This window comes from Pelagibaculum spongiae (genome assembly GCF_003097315.1).
Classification (GTDB): Bacteria; Pseudomonadota; Gammaproteobacteria; order Enterobacterales; family Pelagibaculaceae; genus Pelagibaculum; species Pelagibaculum spongiae.
Window position 1 is genome coordinate 23,024 of sequence record NZ_QDDL01000003.1, and the last position, 18,732, is coordinate 41,755.

At 42.2% G+C, this 18,732-nt stretch carries 15 protein-coding genes; 12 read left to right on the forward strand and 3 right to left on the reverse strand.

Annotation, left to right across the window (positions count from 1 at the left end; all coding sequences use genetic code 11):
- Window positions 1–655 precede the first annotated feature (655 nt).
- Both DC094_RS08960 and DC094_RS08965 read left to right on the forward strand, forming a co-directional pair.
- On the forward strand, window positions 656–1,762 hold the full coding sequence (locus DC094_RS08960; protein WP_116686798.1) for a DMT family transporter: 1,107 nt from the start codon (window positions 656–658) through the stop codon (window positions 1,760–1,762).
- Window positions 1,749–2,012 carry a hypothetical protein gene (locus DC094_RS08965; protein WP_116686799.1) on the forward strand — a complete coding sequence of 88 codons (264 nt, stop codon included), beginning with the start codon at window positions 1,749–1,751 and terminating at the stop codon, window positions 2,010–2,012. The genes DC094_RS08960 and DC094_RS08965 overlap by 14 nt, the downstream gene beginning before the upstream one ends.
- Before the next feature lie 690 nt (window positions 2,013–2,702).
- Here the strand turns inward: DC094_RS08965 and DC094_RS22095 are convergent.
- Window positions 2,703–2,867: a hypothetical protein gene (locus tag DC094_RS22095; RefSeq protein ID WP_158527273.1), complete on the reverse strand. Its 165-nt coding sequence runs from the start codon at window positions 2,865–2,867 to the stop codon at window positions 2,703–2,705.
- A gap of 1,056 nt (window positions 2,868–3,923) precedes the next feature.
- Here DC094_RS22095 and DC094_RS08970 point away from each other — a divergent pair.
- The 10 genes from DC094_RS08970 to DC094_RS09015 all read left to right on the forward strand — a co-directional run bounded on the left by DC094_RS08970 (window position 3,924) and on the right by DC094_RS09015 (window position 14,331).
- Entirely contained in the window at window positions 3,924–5,519 is a 1,596-nt protein-coding gene (locus DC094_RS08970; RefSeq protein WP_116686800.1) for an isocitrate lyase, read from the forward strand.
- Window positions 5,520–5,713: 194 nt separating this feature from the next.
- Complete coding sequence (locus DC094_RS08975) at window positions 5,714–6,277, forward strand: hypothetical protein (RefSeq protein ID WP_116686801.1); 564 nt, start codon at window positions 5,714–5,716, stop codon at window positions 6,275–6,277.
- A gap of 318 nt (window positions 6,278–6,595) precedes the next feature.
- A complete protein-coding gene (locus DC094_RS08980; RefSeq protein WP_116686802.1) occupies window positions 6,596–7,492 on the forward strand; it encodes a hypothetical protein in 897 nt (298 codons plus the stop codon).
- 214 nt (window positions 7,493–7,706) lie between these two features.
- Complete coding sequence (locus DC094_RS08985; protein WP_116686803.1) at window positions 7,707–8,906, forward strand: M48 family metallopeptidase; 1,200 nt, start codon at window positions 7,707–7,709, stop codon at window positions 8,904–8,906.
- Window positions 8,907–8,963: 57 nt separating this feature from the next.
- Entirely contained in the window at window positions 8,964–9,623 is a 660-nt protein-coding gene (locus DC094_RS08990) for a TIGR00266 family protein (RefSeq protein ID WP_116686804.1), read from the forward strand.
- 18 nt (window positions 9,624–9,641) lie between these two features.
- Entirely contained in the window at window positions 9,642–10,325 is a 684-nt protein-coding gene (locus DC094_RS08995) for a TIGR00266 family protein (protein ID WP_116686805.1), read from the forward strand.
- Between the two features lie 2 nt (window positions 10,326–10,327).
- Window positions 10,328–11,353 (forward strand): TIGR00266 family protein, encoded by a 1,026-nt coding sequence (locus tag DC094_RS09000; protein ID WP_116686806.1) that lies wholly within the window; start codon window positions 10,328–10,330, stop codon window positions 11,351–11,353.
- Window positions 11,354–11,438: 85 nt separating this feature from the next.
- Complete coding sequence (locus tag DC094_RS09005) at window positions 11,439–12,551, forward strand: glutathione S-transferase family protein (protein WP_116686807.1); 1,113 nt, start codon at window positions 11,439–11,441, stop codon at window positions 12,549–12,551.
- 475 nt (window positions 12,552–13,026) lie between these two features.
- Window positions 13,027–13,884 carry an SDR family NAD(P)-dependent oxidoreductase gene (locus DC094_RS09010; protein ID WP_116686808.1) on the forward strand — a complete coding sequence of 286 codons (858 nt, stop codon included), beginning with the start codon at window positions 13,027–13,029 and terminating at the stop codon, window positions 13,882–13,884.
- Between the two features lie 57 nt (window positions 13,885–13,941).
- The gene (locus DC094_RS09015; protein WP_116686809.1) at window positions 13,942–14,331 is read left to right on the forward strand and encodes a glutaredoxin family protein; all 390 of its coding nucleotides are present in this window, start codon (window positions 13,942–13,944) and stop codon (window positions 14,329–14,331) included.
- Between the two features lie 332 nt (window positions 14,332–14,663).
- On the opposite strand, the gene DC094_RS09020 is transcribed toward DC094_RS09015, so the two are convergent.
- Together DC094_RS09020 and DC094_RS09025 are read right to left on the reverse strand one after the other, a co-directional pair.
- Entirely contained in the window at window positions 14,664–15,302 is a 639-nt protein-coding gene (locus DC094_RS09020) for a hypothetical protein (protein ID WP_116686810.1), read from the reverse strand.
- 101 nt (window positions 15,303–15,403) lie between these two features.
- A complete protein-coding gene (locus DC094_RS09025; protein ID WP_116686811.1) occupies window positions 15,404–18,721 on the reverse strand; it encodes a mechanosensitive ion channel domain-containing protein in 3,318 nt (1,105 codons plus the stop codon).
- Between the last annotated feature and the right edge of the window lie 11 nt (window positions 18,722–18,732).

Genomic DNA, 18,732 nt, shown 5'->3' on the forward strand with positions numbered 1-18,732 from the left:
ATATCGTCATCACTACAAATTGATTAAAACCTTCAATAATGAGCAGCAATATTTTAACCAAGATTACAATCACTCAAAATTACTGATGTAGATCACCGATCCAAAAATTAAAATCTGTAATTATCCAGAAATTACAGGATCTGCAGAAAATGGCTTCGCAACATTCATTATTTCTTCTCAAGACTTTTCCCGCTAAAGAAATGAAACTTGTACAGGAAGAAATTTAAAAGATTCAATGATTTTTCACTATATCTGAATGCCACTACCGCAGCTCAGCTACAGCTCGAAATTAGCTAAATCGTAAGCTTTGTTTCTGGAATTTAAAATGAATCTTTAAATGGGTTTATTTCGGAAGGAACATTCCCGGCTCTTTCAACAGTTCTAGCTATTTAGTTTGTAAAGAACAGCTCGAATCAATCGATCTGCAGGCACAGGGAAGCTGGCAAGAAAGTTTTTTTCAATTTACTCGATGATGGAATGAGACAAGCGGTGAATGTTGCTTCACCAACCCCTAAGTCTGGTAATTCACCAAATTTGGCTGCTCTTTTCATTTTTCATCGGTAAATCAAGTTTGTACTAATTCAGATATGACCATTTTAAATGGCATGTCTATTTGAATTTTTTAAAGGTTCGTTATGGAGAGGAACGTTTACTTATGAGTGGAGTAGCAGCTTCTGCAGATTTTGCAGCGATTACTGCGAAAGCCAAACTATCAACAGCATTCCGTAAAAAAGGCATCTTAATCGCCTTGGCATCGGGTCTGTTGTACGGCTTTTATACCGCATTTATGACATTAGCTATGTCAAAAGGTGCTTATGTTGATTGGTATGGCGCAAACACTGCGGGCTTATCAGCTTTTGCTGTGACTTATCTAGTAGGTGCATTAGGTGCAGCCACTACTGATACTTGTAGTGCAATTTTTGCTCTGAGCATTGCAAGTGCGCGTGGTCGTATGGGAGATTTCTTCCGTACTATTAAAACTAGGCCTGGCCATGTAATGATTGTTGCAGCAATTTTCGGTGGCCCTATTGCCAGCACAGCTTATGTAATTGGCTTACAAAAAGCGGGATCAATCGTAGTGCCAATCAGCGCATTATGCCCTGCTATCGGCGCAATCTTGGGCCAATTCATCTTCAAGCAAGCATTGAATGCGCGCATGCTACTAGGTATTGCTATCTGCTTTGCTGCCAGTGTGATGATTGCCTGGAGCAGCCTGACTGGCGAAGCACCTGAAGGTATGGCGATTGGTATTTTGTTTGGCTTTATTGCTGCAATCGGTTGGGGCTTTGAAGGCTGCGTATGTGGTTACGGCACTTCAATGATCGATTATGAAATCGGTATCACTATTCGTCAGGTTACTTCTGGCTTGTCTAACCTGATCATCTTGGTGCCAATTTTCACCTTGATGTCTGGCGACGGTATTAGTGCCTTTGACATGGTGACTCAGTCTTTCGCCAACGGCGAATCTATTATTTGGTTTATCGTTGCTGGCGGCTGTGCATACCTGACCTTTATGTTCTGGTATCGCGGTACTGGCATGTGCGGCGCAGCGCTGGGTATGTCTTGTAACGGCACATTCTCTTTCTGGGGCCCTTTCTGCTGCTGGATTATTCTGGGTGTTGTGTTCGGTCAGGAAGGCTGGGAAATGCCTCCTATCGCATGGTTGGCTGCTGTGGTGATGATTATCGGTATCTTCATCATCGCAATGAACCCACTGGATCTGTTAAAGAAAAAGGAGTTACAGCCTCATGAAACCGCTTAATTACGCATTATTAAAGCACTTCACCACGGTTCCTGAAGCTTGTGCAGCAGATGTTATGGAAGTGTTACGCGCTGAATACAGCGAGTTTAAGGCTTTCAAGAAAGACTCAATCATCGCAGCTTTAATGACTGCTGAGGCGAATGGTCTGCTGGAAGAAACTCGTTTTGATTTAGATAAGAACAATGAGCTACGGGTTTATTACCGTGCCCATGAAGAAGGCGCAGCAACGATTAATCATTACATTAAGTAATTGATATAAATTGTTAGTCGCTATAAAGGCTCTGCTTTGGCAGGGCCTTTTTTATTGGAGTGAAACATCTGCGTTAAAGGTAATCTTTTGATCTAAATCGCCTACTACGGCAGCAAATCTTAAGTATTGATTTACTGATTTCACTTTTAATAATGCATATCGACTAGCACGATCAATCACGCTCGAATCAATAAAATATCAAATCGCTTCAAATGCTGTAATCAAACTTGCTAGAGTCGACCAGTATTCTAAATTTAAATACTTCCTGCTCAGCAATCCACAATCAGGAATTAACAATCGAACCACGTTAGCAGTAAGGGCTGCGGAATTAAATAATACACCGGCTGCTAATTATTCAGCTTTACCTGTGAAGATGTGGGAAAATTTTAGCGTTTTGCTCTCCCTGCTTATGGATACCCGCCTTCCATGGCGAGCATGACGGAGTGGCTAATGAAGCGCTGTAGTTTACAACATACTCCGAGCCGTCATTCCGGAAAGGAAGTGCATGGATGCCAAAGCCGAGAAGCCGGAATCTATGTGCCAGGGATGGTAGCTCCGCTCCAGAAAAATTATTTTAAAAACTGAAACCGTTTAAGCAATTTAAAATTTCTTCGACCCTAACATCAATCACGACGTATCGATCTTTTCTTCCTTGAATGGCGATATTCACCAGCCAACGCCCCTCGCCTTTTACATCTGATGCTGCGAGTGCGATGAGTCCAATATATAACCAGCATCTTTTGCTTCGTTAATTTTGGCTCTTTTAGCAGGCAGCATGCTTACTTTATTTGTATTTTCATGATCACTATCGCTTTCAATACTAATATCTGATAAAGCAGATATTGCTTGATTCATATAACGATCGATAAATAGCGAGTATAGAAATATTTTTATTTTTTTAGGCAATATCAGATAATCTGAAGAAATGATATTTCTTAAATAGGTATCGCAAATCGCTGGTCAAGAAGTCTAGGAATAACTGTTCTTGTCATTTCTTCAGCACAAGCACTCATCGGTAAAAAATCTACCTCCGACTGTTTAGCAATCTTAACAAACTGATTGCGCATAATTAATTTTCATTGTTATCTTTCGTGTTTTTTGAGCAACCAACAACAAGCATATACTCAGACAAGATATTACAAGCAAAAAAAACCAGAGGCTTTTCAGTCTCTGGCAAAATATAAGCAGAAAACTTCTGCTCAAGGGGGGACTGGTTACCTATCTTGAGTGCAAATTCAAATCCAAGATATAGGTAATTAAATGACCTGACTTTGTGACGCAACTACTCAACCAACTGATATCTGCAGATGGACTGGCAAACTGACTGATGGAAACACTTTGCTCTATGAAATTTTACTGATCAAACATTAGCAATCTAGCTAGATATCTATCAGGTTTGTCTTCTGACAGAACGGCTAGCAAGTCACTTGCTGCTGCTTCGATGACCTAAGATTGCAATAAAAAAGTGCAATAAAATATAGCCAAACAAGGAAGCAATTCACAGTCGAATTACAATTTGGCAACAGCTGAAAAAAACTTATTCATTACACTAAATTCGCCGCATATATAAAGATGAAATTGAGGTGAAGCTTTCACCAAAAACCTGCAACTTCAAATGACTCACCAGCGGTAAAATATTGTATTGTTTTACAAACACCAACCGCTCAGCCCAGTCAACAAGCAACATTTCATAAACATGTTTATTGCACCCAAAGATACAGAAGCCACATCCAGTCATGGTTTCAAGCTCTATTCACGCTGTGAATAGCAAGTATATATTGAGTTGATTTCAGCAAAGCCGTTTTTGTCATTAGTATACGGATGTAGCAAACGCACAGACTATAAACGTTAGCTCTCTAACGCCAGTCGTAGCAGATGCGTATCAGACAACAACAACTTGAGGATTCACTCATGTCAGCTTATCAAAACGAGATCCAAGCCGTTGCTGCGGTAAAAGAAGTAGCCGGTAATCCATGGGATACGATCAACCCAGAATCTGTAGCTCGCATGCGTGCTCAAAACAAATTCAAAACTGGTTTGGACGTTGCTCAATACACTGCTGACATCATGCGTGCCGACATGGCTGCTTTTGATGCTGACAAGACCCAGTACACTCAATCTTTGGGTTGCTGGCACGGTTTTGTAGGTCAGCAAAAGCTGATCTCTATTAAGAAGCACTTCGGTACCACTGAACGTAAATATTTGTACCTGTCTGGTTGGATGGTTGCTGCACTGCGCTCTGACTTCGGTCCTTTGCCTGACCAGTCAATGCATGAAAAAACCACCGTTGCTTCTTTGGTTGAAGAGCTATACACCTTCTTGCGTCAAGCAGATGCACGTGAGCTGGGCGGTTTATTCCGTGAATTAGACAAAGCGCGTGAAGCAGGAAACGCTGCTTTAGAAGCTGATGTTCAAAGCCAAATCGATAACCATCAGACACACGTTGTGCCAATCATTGCTGATATCGATGCCGGTTTCGGTAACGCTGAAGCGACTTATTTGATGGCTAAGCAAATGATCGAAGCAGGTGCTTGTGCTCTTCAAATTGAAAACCAAGTTGCCGATGAAAAGCAATGTGGTCACCAGGACGGTAAAGTAACCGTGCCTCACGCTGACTTTCATTCCAAGATTCGCGCACTGCGTTATGCATTCTTAGAACTAGGTATCGACAACGGTATTATCGTTTCTCGTACCGACTCTGAAGGTGCTGGCCTGACTAAAGAAATCGCTGTTGTTAAAGAGCCTGGCGATCAAGGCGATCGCTACAACTCTTTCCTCGACGTTGAAGAAATCGACGTATCTGAAATGGCTGAAGGCGACGTATGCTTTAACCGCAACGGCAAACTGGTTCGTCCTAAGCGTTTACCTTCTGGCTTATATCAGTTCCGCCAAGGTACTGGTGAAGAGCGTTGCGTATTCGACAGCATCGAAGCGATCAAAGCGGGCGCCGACCTGTTGTGGATCGAAACCGCTACACCAAGCGTTGCCGACATCGCTGGCATGATGAACGAAGTTCGTAAAGAAATTCCAGATGCCAAGTTGGTTTATAACAACTCTCCATCTTTCAACTGGACTTTAAACTTCCGCCAGCAAGCTTTCGACCGTTGGGTTGAAGCTGGTAAAGATGTATCGGCCTACGACCGTGCTGATCTGATGAATGTTAAATATGACGAAACTGAACTTGCTGCAGATGCAGACGACAAGGTTCGTACTTTCCAGTCAGATACTGCTCGCGAAGCTAACATCTTCCATCATCTGATCACTTTGCCGACTTATCACACCACTGCATTGTCAGTTGATAACCTGGCTAAAGAGTACTTCGGTGATGCGGGTATGCTCGGTTATGTTGAAGGCGTTCAGCGTAAAGAAATCCGTCAAGGCATCGCGTGTGTTAAGCACCAAAATATGTCTGGTTCTGACATGGGCGACGACCACAAAGAATACTTTGCTGGTGAAAACGCTCTGAAAGCAGGCGGCGCTAAAAACACTTCTAACCAATTCAGCTAAATTGAATTGGTTTTAAAAGTGAAGTGACCTAGATTGCCTCGGCAAATCTAAGCACTAATTAAAGGCGACGCCCTGCATAAGGTGTCGCCTTTTTTATATTCTTTCTGGCAGCCCCCTATGAAAGAATCGTATATTTTTTTACGATAGAATTTCAGACCAATCTCAGCTGCAAATTTATTTAGGTGACTTCGAATATGACTGATACACCTGCTGTTGTTAAAGATGCGAAAGATTTGTTAACCGCAAAAGGGTTCATTACCAGCAACACTTGGTATCACGGCACCTCATCTGCGCTGGTAGCATCGATCAAAGCACAAGGTTTAAAGCGCTCTGGCGACCAAGCACTGAAAGATGCTGCTAAAAAAACCATGGCCACTATCGGCAATAGCTATACTGAGTCAATTGAACCGATTTTTTTAACTCAAAGTAGAGAACTGGCTTTTTACTGGGCGCAACAAGCGGTGAGAAATCGCAGCGTGCGAATTGAAGGTAATGAGCAGCCAGCGGTATTTAGCGTAACTCTTCCAGAAACATTGAATAGCCAAGTCAAACCCGATGTCGGAGCAGCAAGCTTATTGTTGGTTAAAGAGGGCGAAAACTTTATGGCCTATCTGGCGGGCATTTATCAAGAGAACGGCTTTGGTTCTCCTGAAATAGATTTAATGAAAGCCGGCCGCATGGAATATTTAAACAAGTTAGGTATGGCTTATTTCGATGCTGATATTGATGCTTCGTGCTTAGATCTAATTACTGGCTAATTGCATTATCCTCGCTAGAATAGAATAAGTTGCACATGATAGAGCGCTCGTTCCCAACTCACCTTGGTCAGTTGTCGCGAGTCCCGAGTCATCTGCAGCGGAAACGCCGACCTGGATTAGGTCGGCGTTTTTTTTGCTAGATATAAACAGAAACCTCTTCATGCTTACTCACAGCCTACTATTTTATCTTTGTCTCCGTATTACCTACACTAAGAAAGCTCACAGAAGCATCAAATTGAAAGCGGCTTAAACACGTGCATCTTTTTTTATTTAAAATTACAAAAAAAATTCGATTAAAATAAACACATGGAATAAAAAATGGATCAATCTTCCAATCTACCGCCCCAAGAAGCACTATGGAGAATAGAAAATGTAAGAGCATTTGCTTACACATTAAAAACAACTTGCAACATCGATTGGTTAGAAATACTGTCAATAAAAACAAGCGCACGGTACAATTGTCGCATAATCACTCATGTATCTTCTGTTGATAGTGCTTACACTGTCCGCGATATTACATCGCATCTCTGTCAATTAATCGGTGGGAGTGATAATGAATTTAAAGAAGGGCAGTGCTTCGGTCTTTCAGCCTATTTGATGATTCTGCGAGGTGACTTCCAAGCATTTGTTTTCAGCCTAATTCGCACAAACACATTCGGAATTCAGCGCGTCGTAGAACTACAGAAAAAACAAGATCTCTATAGAAATTATCACTCAAAAGATCAATTCATTATTACAGGTCAATATCGTATTAATGATGCATTCAATATCCCTTTTCTATCGTATACATTAAAAAATCAGTACAAACAAGTAAGCTCAATTCGAGATTGCAATGAACATGGAGCATTTAATTTTGTAGACTCACTACCAAATCATTGCTTCATGATCATAATTTCATTATGGAACACAACAAAAAAAGGAAAGAATGAAAAAGTTTCCGATAGATCGAAACATGCCATATCTGTATTTCATAACAACGACTCAATCTCCTTATACGATTCAAACACCGGATTTTATATAAAACATAAAGACGGATCGCAAGTACAACAACTAGGAATTACACTCGGACAAATTACCTATAATTGCTTTACTAATTATAAATTTATAAAGTACTCGGTTTTTGCTTATAAACCATTAAACTCAAAAGATGAAGCTACATCTAACTCTATAGTTTCGACCAAAGTAATGATGGGAGAAGAAGATGTTATTATTTAATTTTTAACAATACTTATTTAAAACAAATATCTCTATTGAAGTCTCATTCTATCTTGGAAAATTAGTTTAATTAAAATAGTACTATCAAAAAAAACTTCACCATCAACAATGAAATCAACCCATAAACCAACCACAACACCGCTTAAGACTATTCTTTTTTGCTAGATCTGAGGTATGCTGACAAGCAATTGATTCCTTGCTGCACCAGAGTCCTATGACGCCAACCAATCAGTCTGACTTTTCTTTTGATGCCCAAGCCTTTCACGATGACCTGCCAAAAGGAAAAAGCTCAGGAACTCTGGAAGTTACCCAAAATTCGATTGAGTTTATCGGCAGTGGGAAGCGCGTCAGTTTTCCGATGGATACCATTGAACTAACGTTGGGGGGCGCCAGCAATCGGCTGGCTTATTTCAAGTCCCAAGCTCAGCCAGATTGGGTGCTTTACACCAGCGATTTGAACATTCTCAAACACCCGTCCTTGCAAACACGACCTGAAATATCTGAGCAGCTCTCTTTAATAAAAAATAAACGCCGCTCTGGTTGGTTAATCACAGCCTTTGCATTGATGCTAATTATTGCAGCACCCATTTTGCTTTACATGTCGATGGGCAGTATTACTGGCTATGCCGCAGAACAAGTGCCTGCCGAATGGGAAGAGACGATGGGTAAAACTATATTTGCCCAATACCAGGCAGATATCGAGCTGATGGATCAACAACAAGCTGAACAACTTCTGCCAGCACTTACTTCGCCATTACTTAATGCGATCGAGAACAAGCCCTACCCTTTCAAAATTTACATCGTCAATGATGAAGCAATTAATGCCTTCGCACTTCCCGGCGGCTACATAGTGATTAATTCTGGCTTAATCCTTAAGGCAGATAACCCAGAACAGATGCTCGGCGTGTTAGCGCATGAAATTTCACATGTGACAGAAAAGCACAGCATGAAGAATATATTTGGCGTATTGGGCACTTACCTAGTGATCGACTTAATCATTGGCGATGCTTCCGGGTTAATTGCAACAGCTGCCGAAGCAGCTCCTTTGATTATCAATCAGAGCTATTCCAGAGACTTCGAACGGGAGGCTGACCTGAAAGGCTTTGAGTTGCTAGAAAAAGCTCGAATTAACCCAATCGGATTGCAAGGTTTCTTTGCCAAAATTAAAGCTGAACAGCAAAAGCGATTGGAAAAATCTCCGCTAGAAGAAAATGCAGAATTGATTGAAGCGGCTAGCTCTATTATCAGCACTCACCCAGCAACCGATGAGCGAATTGCAACCATTGGCCAGCTGATTGCTGAAAAAAGCGATAGATCGACTCCATATTTGCAATTGCAGCAACCATTTGAAAAATTACAAGCCGCAGTTGCTAATTTTGTTACCAGCAACAGCCAAGCAGCAGATGAACAATAAATTTATAACAGGTCATTTTAAGATTATTAAATAATCGCTTAAAAAAGGAATGTCAGGATGAAAGTTGATATACAAGGCGGACAGGCCTTCTCCTATCTAGATGTCACATTAGATCCGGGAGAGACCATCATCACTGAATCGGACGCTATGTCCAGCATGGATGCAACATTAGATTTAACCGCCAGCTTTAACGGTGGTTTAATCAAAGGCCTGCTACGAAAATATCTTGGTGGCGAAACATTATTTATTAGCCGCTTTAGCAATAATGGGCAAAAGCCAGCCGATTTAAAACTGGTTCAGCCAACGCCCGGTGAAATTAAATGCGTTGAGGTAGATCAGCAAGGCATCTATTTACAACCTGGCGCATTTTTAGCCTGTACCAACAAGGTAAAGCTCGGCCTAGCATGGGCCGGTTTCACTTCGTGGATTGCCAAAGAAGGTTTGTTTAAATTACATGTCACCGGTGATGGAAAGCTGTGGTATGGCGCCTATGGTGCCTTAATCGAAAAAGAAATCGATGGCGAATATATTGTCGACACATCTCACCTAGTGGCTTATCAACCTGGAATTAAATTAAAACTGCAATTAGCCGGTGGTATTTTTTCTTCAATGTTTGGCGGCGAAGGTCTAGTGACTCGGGTAGTCGGCAAGGGAAAAATTACCATTCAAAGTCGTAGCCTTGATGGCCTGTCTAGCTGGTTGAACCCAAAATTTTAATGCTCGGGAGATAAAACAATGCAAGTCGAATTAATTCATCGCCCGGGTAATACCGCCGCTAAAATCACCTTAGCTGAAGGCGAAGCCTGCACTACTGAGTCTGGTGCCATGATTGCCATGAGCGGCAATATGGATATCGAGACCACCACCCACCAAAAAGGTAAACGTGGTTTATTAAAAGCGGTTAAACGGATGTTCTCTGGTGAATCACTGTTTATGAACCATTTTCAGCCAAAAGATGGCTCGGGTGAGTTATGGTTGGGCACCGCTTTAGCGGGCGATATGATGGAATACCAGCTTGATAATGAAAATCTGATTGTTCAAGGCAGTTCTTTTTTAGCCTGTGAACACGGCATCGACTTAGATACTGGCTGGCAAGGTTTTAAAACCATTTTGTCTGGCGAAAGTATTTTCTGGGTTAATTTAAAAGGCAGCGGGAAAGTCGTATTAAATTCCTTTGGTGCGATTTATCCAGTTGAGGTCGACGGAGAATATATCGTCGATAGTGGACATATCGTGGCATTTAACGAGAGTTTGAATTTCACCATCACCAAAGCCGGAAAAAGCTGGCTGCATTCTTATCTTGGTGGTGAAGGCTTGGTGTGTAAATTCCATGGTAAAGGTACGGTCTGGTGTCAATCGCATAATCCTGGCAGCTTTGGCTCCAGCCTCACACCTAGCCTAAGAGTCAGGAGCGCATAATCATGTTTAATATTATTGTTACTGGCAACTTATTGAATCAACAAACGGCTGAGCAAGTAATCCCTGCCTTGGCAAAGTTGTTTAAATTATCTACTGAAAAAGCCGCTGGCGTATTAGAAAAAGCACCGATGGCAGTAAAGAAAAAAGTGCCAATGGAAGTCGCTGAAAAATATCAAGCAGCTTTACAAAGCATCGGTCTGGAAACTGCGATTGAAGCGGTAGTAAACACTGAATCACCGGTCACTGAGACCGAATCTGCATCTAGCGAGCCATCGGAACCTGAAGCTGAGTCAGCCTCAACACCTTCAAGCAAGCAGCCATTCTCTGAGCCTAAAGATATCAATCAATCTACTCCAGAGCATTTCCAAGGTTTGGAGTTCAAGCTAGATGGTCAGCCAGATTATGGTTTTGCTACGGTACAAATTCCTGCCGGTGAAACGCTGAAAGTTGAAGCTTCAGCAATGGCAACCATGGACACCAATATCTTGATGAAGACCAAAGCTAAAGGTGGCATTGGTCGTATGTTCACTGGTGAATCATTATTTATTAATGAATTCACCGCAGAAAATGGCCAAGGTGAAATTGGGATTGCACCGGGTGCACCAGGTGATATTAAACATGTCTATCTAGATAACCAGACAATTTACCTGCAAAACTCAGCATTTGTTGCTTCAACCATGGGCGTAGCAACCGAGACCAAATGGCAGGGCTTAACCAAAGGCTTTTTCTCTGGTGAAAGTTTATTTCTGATCCGCTGTAGTGGCCAAGGTGATTTATGGTTTAACACCTACGGCGCGATTATCGAGATAGACGTTGAACAGAACTATGTCGTCGATACCGGTAATATTGTCGCGTTCACCGATGGGCTTGATTACAACATCACCAAAGTTGGTGGCTATAAGTCTTTATTCTTTTCAGGTGAAGGTTTTGTTTGTCGTTTTTCCGGTAAAGGAAAAGTATGGATTCAAACCCGGAGTGTTCCTGCGTTCACATCATGGGCACATTGGTATCGCCCAAGTAAGAATTAATTAATCGCTTAAAGCATTGGCTGGTAGCTCGCTACCAGCCTTTTTTATATGCTGCACTCAGGCTCTGACACCGCAGTAGCAGATCATGAATCACCTAAATACTATCTTCACCCTCAATGGCTGGATTGTCTCTCCATACACCCAAAAGACCTTATCTTATTTAAGGTTCAAGGGAATTCCACATCGAGAAAAAGCACCCAGCGCATTAGAGTTGATCGGCAAGGTAAAGAAAAATGTTGGTCGCCCGGTCATGCCAACCATGGTGACACCGGAAGGTGAATGGTGGCAGGACTCCAGCGAAATCATCGATAAACTAGAATTACAGTTTCGTGAAAAACCAGTAGTACCACCGACTCCAAAACAAAAACTAGCAGCCTATTTGTTAGAACTACATGGCGATGAATGGCTGATTCTTTCAGCGTTGCATTACCGCTGGACAGAACCTAAAAGCGATCAATTTATTGTCAGTGAATTCGGTCGATTGGCAGCACCTTGGCTACCTAAATTTATCAATCGATTGATTGGCGCACGCATTAAAAAAATGATGATGCAGTATATGCCACGATTTGGTATTAACGGCAGCGCGGGTCAGGGAGTAAGAAATTACACTACCCAACTAATTGAAAATCTAGAACTGCATTTTCAGCAGCACCCCTATTTATTAGGTAATCGGCCTTGTGTGGGTGACTTTGCGATTTTCGGTTCTATGTACGCGCATTTATATCGAGATCCTGGTTCTAAGCCATTATTTGATAATGCACCCAATTTGGTATTGTGGATCAATAGAATGCTTGATCCTGGGCAGCACTTAATCCAGACATCGACTTTCTTAGAAAATGACCAAATCCCTGAAACACTTACCCCAATATTCAAAGTATTTTTTGCTGAACAATTTCCTTATATTCAGCAATTAATGCAATCAATTGACCAATATTTACAAGCTAATCCAACAGCCAATCGATTACCGCGAGTGATTGGTGAATCCTCTTTTACTATCGGAAATATCGCTAGTAAAAGGCAACAGTTTACCTTCAGCCAATGGAAGTTACAGCGTGCGCTAGAAGGATATCAATCACTATCAGATACAGATAAAGCACCGGTTGATGCATGGCTGAGATTAGTCAATGGTGAAGGGTTCAAACAAATGAATATCAAACGACAAGTCATACGCAGAGATTTCAAAGAAGTATTGGCTTAAAAAACATTATAAATTAACAATTCTAAAACGCCTAAAATGGCTGCACTATAAAAGTGCGTGTTTTTTTATGGCTTTCAATATTCTAAGCGACACCATTCAAACATCCTTTTTTGATTAGCGGTAAATGCAAAGATCTTTCGACACTTTTCAAAGCTGCCGCACTACGCAGGCAAAAGAATCAATAACACAAAGACTAGACGGATATTCAAAAGGCTCAACCAAAATAACATTACAGCAGTTGTAATATTTGCTTGATCAATGATTACAATTTATTCAAATTTCTATATTTAAGCCCGAACTCAGAACCGAATAAATTCTAATTGATCCTGCTCGTCACAGAAAGACGCTTATCAAGTAGCTTTGACTGTTGCTTCAGACTAGCCGAATTGCGATAACTCAGGTAATTTACTGCAACAGCAGATCCAACAACTCAGCAACGACTGAGCCGAATGCTTCAATCCGGAGATCAACAACCATGCTACAAGATAAATCCATTCTGATTACCGGATGCTCTTCAGGGATTGGGCTCAGAGCTGCGCAGCTTTTAAAGCAACGTGGCTATAAGGTTTACGCTAGCGCCCGCAAAGCTGAAGATGTCGCCAAGCTTCAAGAGCAAGGCTTTATCGCCCTACAGTTAGATGTAACCAGCCACCAGCAAATGGATCAAGCGATAGAATTTATCTGCAAAGATAACAACGGTCGGTTGGGTGCCCTGTTTAATAATGCTGGTTATAGCCAGGTCGGTGCAGTTGAAGATTTATCAGATGAAGCGCTAAAAGCACAGTTTGAAACTAATTTTTTTGGTCTGGTCGAGCTAACCAAAAAAGTATTGCCTTTAATGCGTCAAGCCGGTGAAGGGCGAATCATTCAAAACAGTTCAGTATTTGGTTTAGCCTCTTCTTCTTTTCGCGGTGCCTATAGCGCCAGTAAATATGCATTAGAAGCCTGGTCAGATGCTTTACGTTTAGAGCTCAAACGTAGCTGCCCAAATATTTTTGTCACACTGGTAGAGCCAGGCCCAATTGTTAGTCGGGTACGGCAAAACAAAAAAATCTATTTCGAGAAATACATTAAACCCGGTATCGAACAAAGCCATTACAAGGATACTTATCTGAAAATGGATCAGGCATTAGCCATGACCGGTAGAATTCCTTTCACACTTGAGCCCGACTCAGTAGTTGAAAGCATGATGCATGCATTAGAAAGCCGTAATCCAAAGCCTCGCTATTACGTGACGCAATTAACTTGGATTTATGCAATAGCCAAACGCATTTTAAGCCACCGTGGTTTTGACCGACTTGCTAGCTGGGTCGGTAGAAAAGAAGCTGGATAAGCTAGTTTTTTATTATGCTAGACAATGATATTTATTAATGAAGTACAGGAGAGAAAGATGGCGATTGTTCGAGCGATACTAGGCGCATTAATTATATTTTTAAATTGGGTTTTCACCCCAAAAAGCATTAAACGTAAAGCCGATGAACAAGCTGCCATTGATGCCCAGTCTGCGAAGCTAGCCTTGTACCATTACAAAGCTTGTCCATTTTGCGTCAAGGTTCAACGATCCATGAAACGCAATGGGCTAAATATTGCAACGCATGATGCAAAACGTAGTGAACAGGCCAAAGCAGACCTACTCGCTGGCGGTGGAAAACTAAAAGTCCCTTGCTTACGAATTGAAGAAGACAATGGTGATGTGCGCTGGATGTATGAATCTAAGGATATTATTGCGTATTTAGAAAAACGTTTTAATTCTGACAATGCTGAAGCTAGCGCCGCTTAAAAACATATTGTGTTAACAAGCCAGTTAAAAAACTGCTCACTGGTTTGTTAACACCGGTCATTCTCGCTAGGAAGTGCATGGATGCACAGATTAGGGCGACGCAGGCAATAAATGTTCCAGACATTTGTTCTGCATGACCTCCATCCTTGGAGGTCATGCTAAAGCCGAGATTGGCGATGAATCCAGTCACAGGTAGGTTTCACTAAAAATGGTATACCAAGTTTAACCTTTGCCTTCTATGGCTACTGGGTTCCAGCATCCTTGCTAGAAATGACAGGCACCCAACAATTCAATGCATTGAATAGATGTCTTGTTCTGATTAAATATTTTACTTACAAAAACTTCCACACAGAGTTTGGCAATTTTTCATCCATTGGCCCACCTGGGTGGCATTGCGATGAATAATAAGGATGACGTGGATATTCTGTCTGATAGTAATCCAGCGCATTTTCACGAGCTACATACTCTGGAACACCTAACAAAAGTGCCGCTTGATAATCTCGTTGAATTGCCTGACAGTCTGTTTTTTGTTCGTTGTATTCACCGCGAATGTGCATCACTTCATGGGTGAACACATGCATACTGAACCGCTCTTCTCGGGTGAGTTTTTCTTGAGGATTATCGAGAAAGTTCTTTAATTTTCCGCACCAGCTGTAATGAAAAACGATTCGACGCTCTTCAATATAAGCCGAGCCGGCACGGCCAACGCCATCTTCAAAAATGGCATCAATTGCTGAATCACAGTGAATACTGACTGGCTCTCCGCCTGCTAATTCTGTCGCTTTATCAGTTAAATAGCGATTAAACTGCCATTGATTAAAGGGAAACCACCAGCAGATAAGAATCAAAGCAAGTAACGAGAGTCGATAATAACGGTCAAAACTTTCAAAGCCCTTGATGTTGGCTTTTTTAGCTTTGAAATCACGATAGAGCATCCAGACAAAAAGCAGCGATAAAATAAGTAAGAACATGTTGCGTTATGGCTGACTAAAGCGCGCCTTTTCCTCTGAGTGCTCAATTTAGATGAAACAAGCATATTGTTTTCTTGTTACAAAGCAAAGCCGGTAACTTACTAATGACCCAAATTTGGATGGTGATTTAGCTGCTGCTGTGAAATTTCAATTTGCCGCTTAGGCGTTGCCAATTGCAAGCCTTCTCGCTCTAACGCCCTGAACAACATATCGTAAGTTTCATTAGTTACTTGTACCTTATGCATCAAATCTTCAATAAATATCCGTAGCTCAAATTGTCGCCCCACTTCATTTGATTCCAGCATGATCACCATAGGTTCAGGCTCTTTCATTACTAATGGATGAGACTGGCCAACTTGTAACATGGTCTGAGTAATGTGTGTTACTGACTGTCCGTGTGCCAAAGTCAATCGCAACTGTAAACGCACAATATTGTCGCTCAAAGTCCAGTTAATCAGCCGCTCCGTCACAAAAAGCTTATTGGGAATAACAATTTCTCGCCGGTCATAATCAACCACCGTAGTAGCCCGAATCCGGATTTTACTGACTGTGCCCGTCATATCACCAACAGTGACGGTATCACCCACTCGAATTGGCCGTTCAAATAATAAAATTAAACCCGAGATAAAATTGGCAAAAATTTCCTGAAGACCAAAACCCAAGCCAACACCCAATGCTGCCACCAGCCATTGAACTTGCCCCCAGCCAACACCCAATGCACCCAGCGTCAGCACAAAACCAATTGCGATAACAGCATAACGAGATAACGCCACCACCGCATAACGCGTACCCTGCTTTACTCCCTTGCGTTGTAAAATCAAAATTTCTAGCAAACCTGGCAGGTTTCGTACCAGCGCCCAGGTCACCAAAATCATTAGCACCATACCCAAAATATCGGCAGTGGTTACCGTGTTATCGGCAATTTCCCATAAGGACTGTTGCTCTAAAACCCCGAGTGCTGGCCACAAAGGCAACCAGATTAAACTGGCTAATAATAACAATGCCAGAGCGGCAATTAACTTCATGATTCCGCGAGTTTGGTCACTAACCCGAGCCACATCAACAAGCTGCTGCTCATCTACTTCAGAAGGCTCTTCATCCGTGTCATCATTTTCTCGAGCCGCTAAAACTGCAGCTCGGCGTGCTAGCGCCTGGTTTAAGCGCAATCGCCGCTCGGCAACCATTAACCAACGCAATATGGTGTTATAAACCAGTGTGATCACCACTACCGCAGCCAAACTCAATAATAGATGGCGACTTAATTGCAAAGCTGTAAAGTGGTAACCAGCAATCGATAGCAGCGCTAAGACAATCGGTGTCGTCAGCAGCACTGGTTTTATCAAATAGCGTAAATATCCTCGACTAGCTTGCCCAATTCTTTCAGCCCAATGGGACAGCACACCCAATTTTGGCGATAACAACCGCCAAATAAATGCTGAACTGACGACACATAAAATAATAAATACTATACGGCCTAGAGTGTTACGCACTAGCTGATCAGGGCCATCTTCAGCCAATACCAGCAAGCCGACTAGCAAAATAGCTGGAACCAGTAATGCTCGTAGCTGGTAAAGAAGTTTCAGTCGAGCAGGTTCTGGCCAGCGGAAATGTAAATCTACTAAACCGCCTAAGTTCACCAGTTTTAACGCCCATCGCATGAACAGTAAAAGCACTGAAATTTCGATTAAAGCACTGCCCAGCTGGCTAATAACCGCAGGTTCTTCAACCCGCTTTAAAATTAACGCGCCACAGAGCATGGTCAGCGGAATGGGCATTTCAATTAAAAAAGGGAAAAACAACGCTTCTAGCGTGTAGCTAAATCGATCTTCTCGAACATTACCTATTGCTGATTCATGGCGAGACAGCGCTTGCTGCATTGGCTTGCGAGCTAGCCATAAGCCCAAAGGCAATAATAATAAAATTAAATAACCAGTGATTTTTTCTTGCGGTAAATCGGCAACACTTTTTTTAAGCGATTCAACCGAGACATCTTTAAACAGTTGCTGTAATACCTGGGTGAGTTGTGCTAGAAAATAGCCATCGACTGGCTCAGCATTGGCAGTCCATAATAATTGTCGTCCCAGCGCATCTGAAAAACGCTCTGATTGACCAAGCAACTCCCGTAGCAATAAATCTTCTGAGAGCACGTTAGTCAAATAAGCATCACGCCGCTTATTAATTTGCTGCAGCAACTCCCTTCTGTCATCTAACAATGGTTTTAGCGATTTAAACAAATCTGCTTGCTGCTCTTTCTCTATACCAATCAGCAATAAACGAGCTGATGAATCTAAATCTGATAGGTTACGATAAATCACTTTACTTCGGCTTTGTTCTAAGCGAGCGGCTATCAGATTACGCTCTAGCTGTAATAGCTCTCGCCTCAACTGATAAACATCTGGAACCCGATCTTGGTATGAGCGCAGCACCTCACCAACCACTTCACCCAACTCAGATAACTGCAACTGTTGACGCAAAATTTTATTGGTTTCTTCCAATAGCTGCCGCGATTGTTCGAGGGATTTCTTGCGGTTCGCCGATGTTTCTAGTTCTGCAACTAATTGCTCTAATTGATTAGAATAACCGGCATTAATTTCAGCGGCTTCAGCAATAACGGGATGTTTACCACTGGCTGCTTGGCTAGCTTTTTCTGTTTGATTTTTTGCCGTTTCAGCTTGTCTTCGGCGCGACTCTGCAACCTGTTGCTGAATAATAGTCACCAGCGATCGTTGATGTTTATAACTACGATTGGTTTCATCTCGCCTAGCACGATTTAGCTCAAGACGCGTTTCGTAACTAGCCAACTGTTGCTCAAATAATCGCACCCGAGCTTGAAGCTCCATTCGGATTGCCAGCATTTGCAATCGTTCAAGCTCATCCGTATTTGTTGGCAGTGCATCAATTTCAGGAATATCTTCTAACTGCAGCCGACTTTGCGCCAAACTTTGCTGCAGCGAACCCGGATTACCTTGCAAGGTTTCAATTCGATTATCCAGCTCAGAAAGGGTTAAACCCAAACCATTGCTACTGGCAGTTTCTCGAATTAACCGCTGCTCTAACGAACTTAAGTCTCGCCGTTGTTGAGCGCTCAATTGATTCACCGGCAAGGCAGTTTTTAACCGCGAACGAATGCGCTTTATTTCATCTGGTGCTTGGCGCACCTGTTCCGCCAATCGTGAAAGCTGCTCTTGATAACCTTTCGCTGACTGAAGCTTTTGTTGCACATCTAGCCACTGCATTCGTTGTTGCCGCTGCTGCTCAGTAGGGTTGCTTAATTCAAGCTCTTGTAAATAACGATTGGCTGTTCCCAGTGCAGTATCTAGTTCATCGGCATAGGAGCAAACACTGAAAGCCAGCAATAGCAGGGAGAGTAATAAACGAGGCATGAAATACGACTCAAGACGAGAAAAAAAGCGAGACATCAGACTGACAA

Excerpts from the sequence above, each read along its gene's own strand:
- DC094_RS08960 (WP_116686798.1), top strand. The coding sequence starts at position 656 with ATGAGTGGAGTAGCAGCTTCTGCAGATTTTGCAGCGATTACTGCGAAA.
- DC094_RS08965 (WP_116686799.1), top strand. The coding sequence starts at position 1,749 with ATGAAACCGCTTAATTACGCATTATTAAAGCACTTCACCACGGTTCCT.
- DC094_RS22095 (WP_158527273.1), bottom strand. The coding sequence starts at position 2,867 with ATGAATCAAGCAATATCTGCTTTATCAGATATTAGTATTGAAAGCGAT.
- DC094_RS08970 (WP_116686800.1), top strand. The coding sequence starts at position 3,924 with ATGTCAGCTTATCAAAACGAGATCCAAGCCGTTGCTGCGGTAAAAGAA.
- DC094_RS08975 (WP_116686801.1), top strand. The coding sequence starts at position 5,714 with ATGACTGATACACCTGCTGTTGTTAAAGATGCGAAAGATTTGTTAACC.
- DC094_RS08980 (WP_116686802.1), top strand. The coding sequence starts at position 6,596 with ATGGATCAATCTTCCAATCTACCGCCCCAAGAAGCACTATGGAGAATA.
- DC094_RS08985 (WP_116686803.1), top strand. The coding sequence starts at position 7,707 with ATGACGCCAACCAATCAGTCTGACTTTTCTTTTGATGCCCAAGCCTTT.
- DC094_RS08990 (WP_116686804.1), top strand. The coding sequence starts at position 8,964 with ATGAAAGTTGATATACAAGGCGGACAGGCCTTCTCCTATCTAGATGTC.
- DC094_RS08995 (WP_116686805.1), top strand. The coding sequence starts at position 9,642 with ATGCAAGTCGAATTAATTCATCGCCCGGGTAATACCGCCGCTAAAATC.
- DC094_RS09000 (WP_116686806.1), top strand. The coding sequence starts at position 10,328 with ATGTTTAATATTATTGTTACTGGCAACTTATTGAATCAACAAACGGCT.
- DC094_RS09005 (WP_116686807.1), top strand. The coding sequence starts at position 11,439 with ATGAATCACCTAAATACTATCTTCACCCTCAATGGCTGGATTGTCTCT.
- DC094_RS09010 (WP_116686808.1), top strand. The coding sequence starts at position 13,027 with ATGCTACAAGATAAATCCATTCTGATTACCGGATGCTCTTCAGGGATT.
- DC094_RS09015 (WP_116686809.1), top strand. The coding sequence starts at position 13,942 with ATGGCGATTGTTCGAGCGATACTAGGCGCATTAATTATATTTTTAAAT.
- DC094_RS09020 (WP_116686810.1), bottom strand. The coding sequence starts at position 15,302 with ATGTTCTTACTTATTTTATCGCTGCTTTTTGTCTGGATGCTCTATCGT.
- DC094_RS09025 (WP_116686811.1), bottom strand. The coding sequence starts at position 18,721 with ATGTCTCGCTTTTTTTCTCGTCTTGAGTCGTATTTCATGCCTCGTTTA.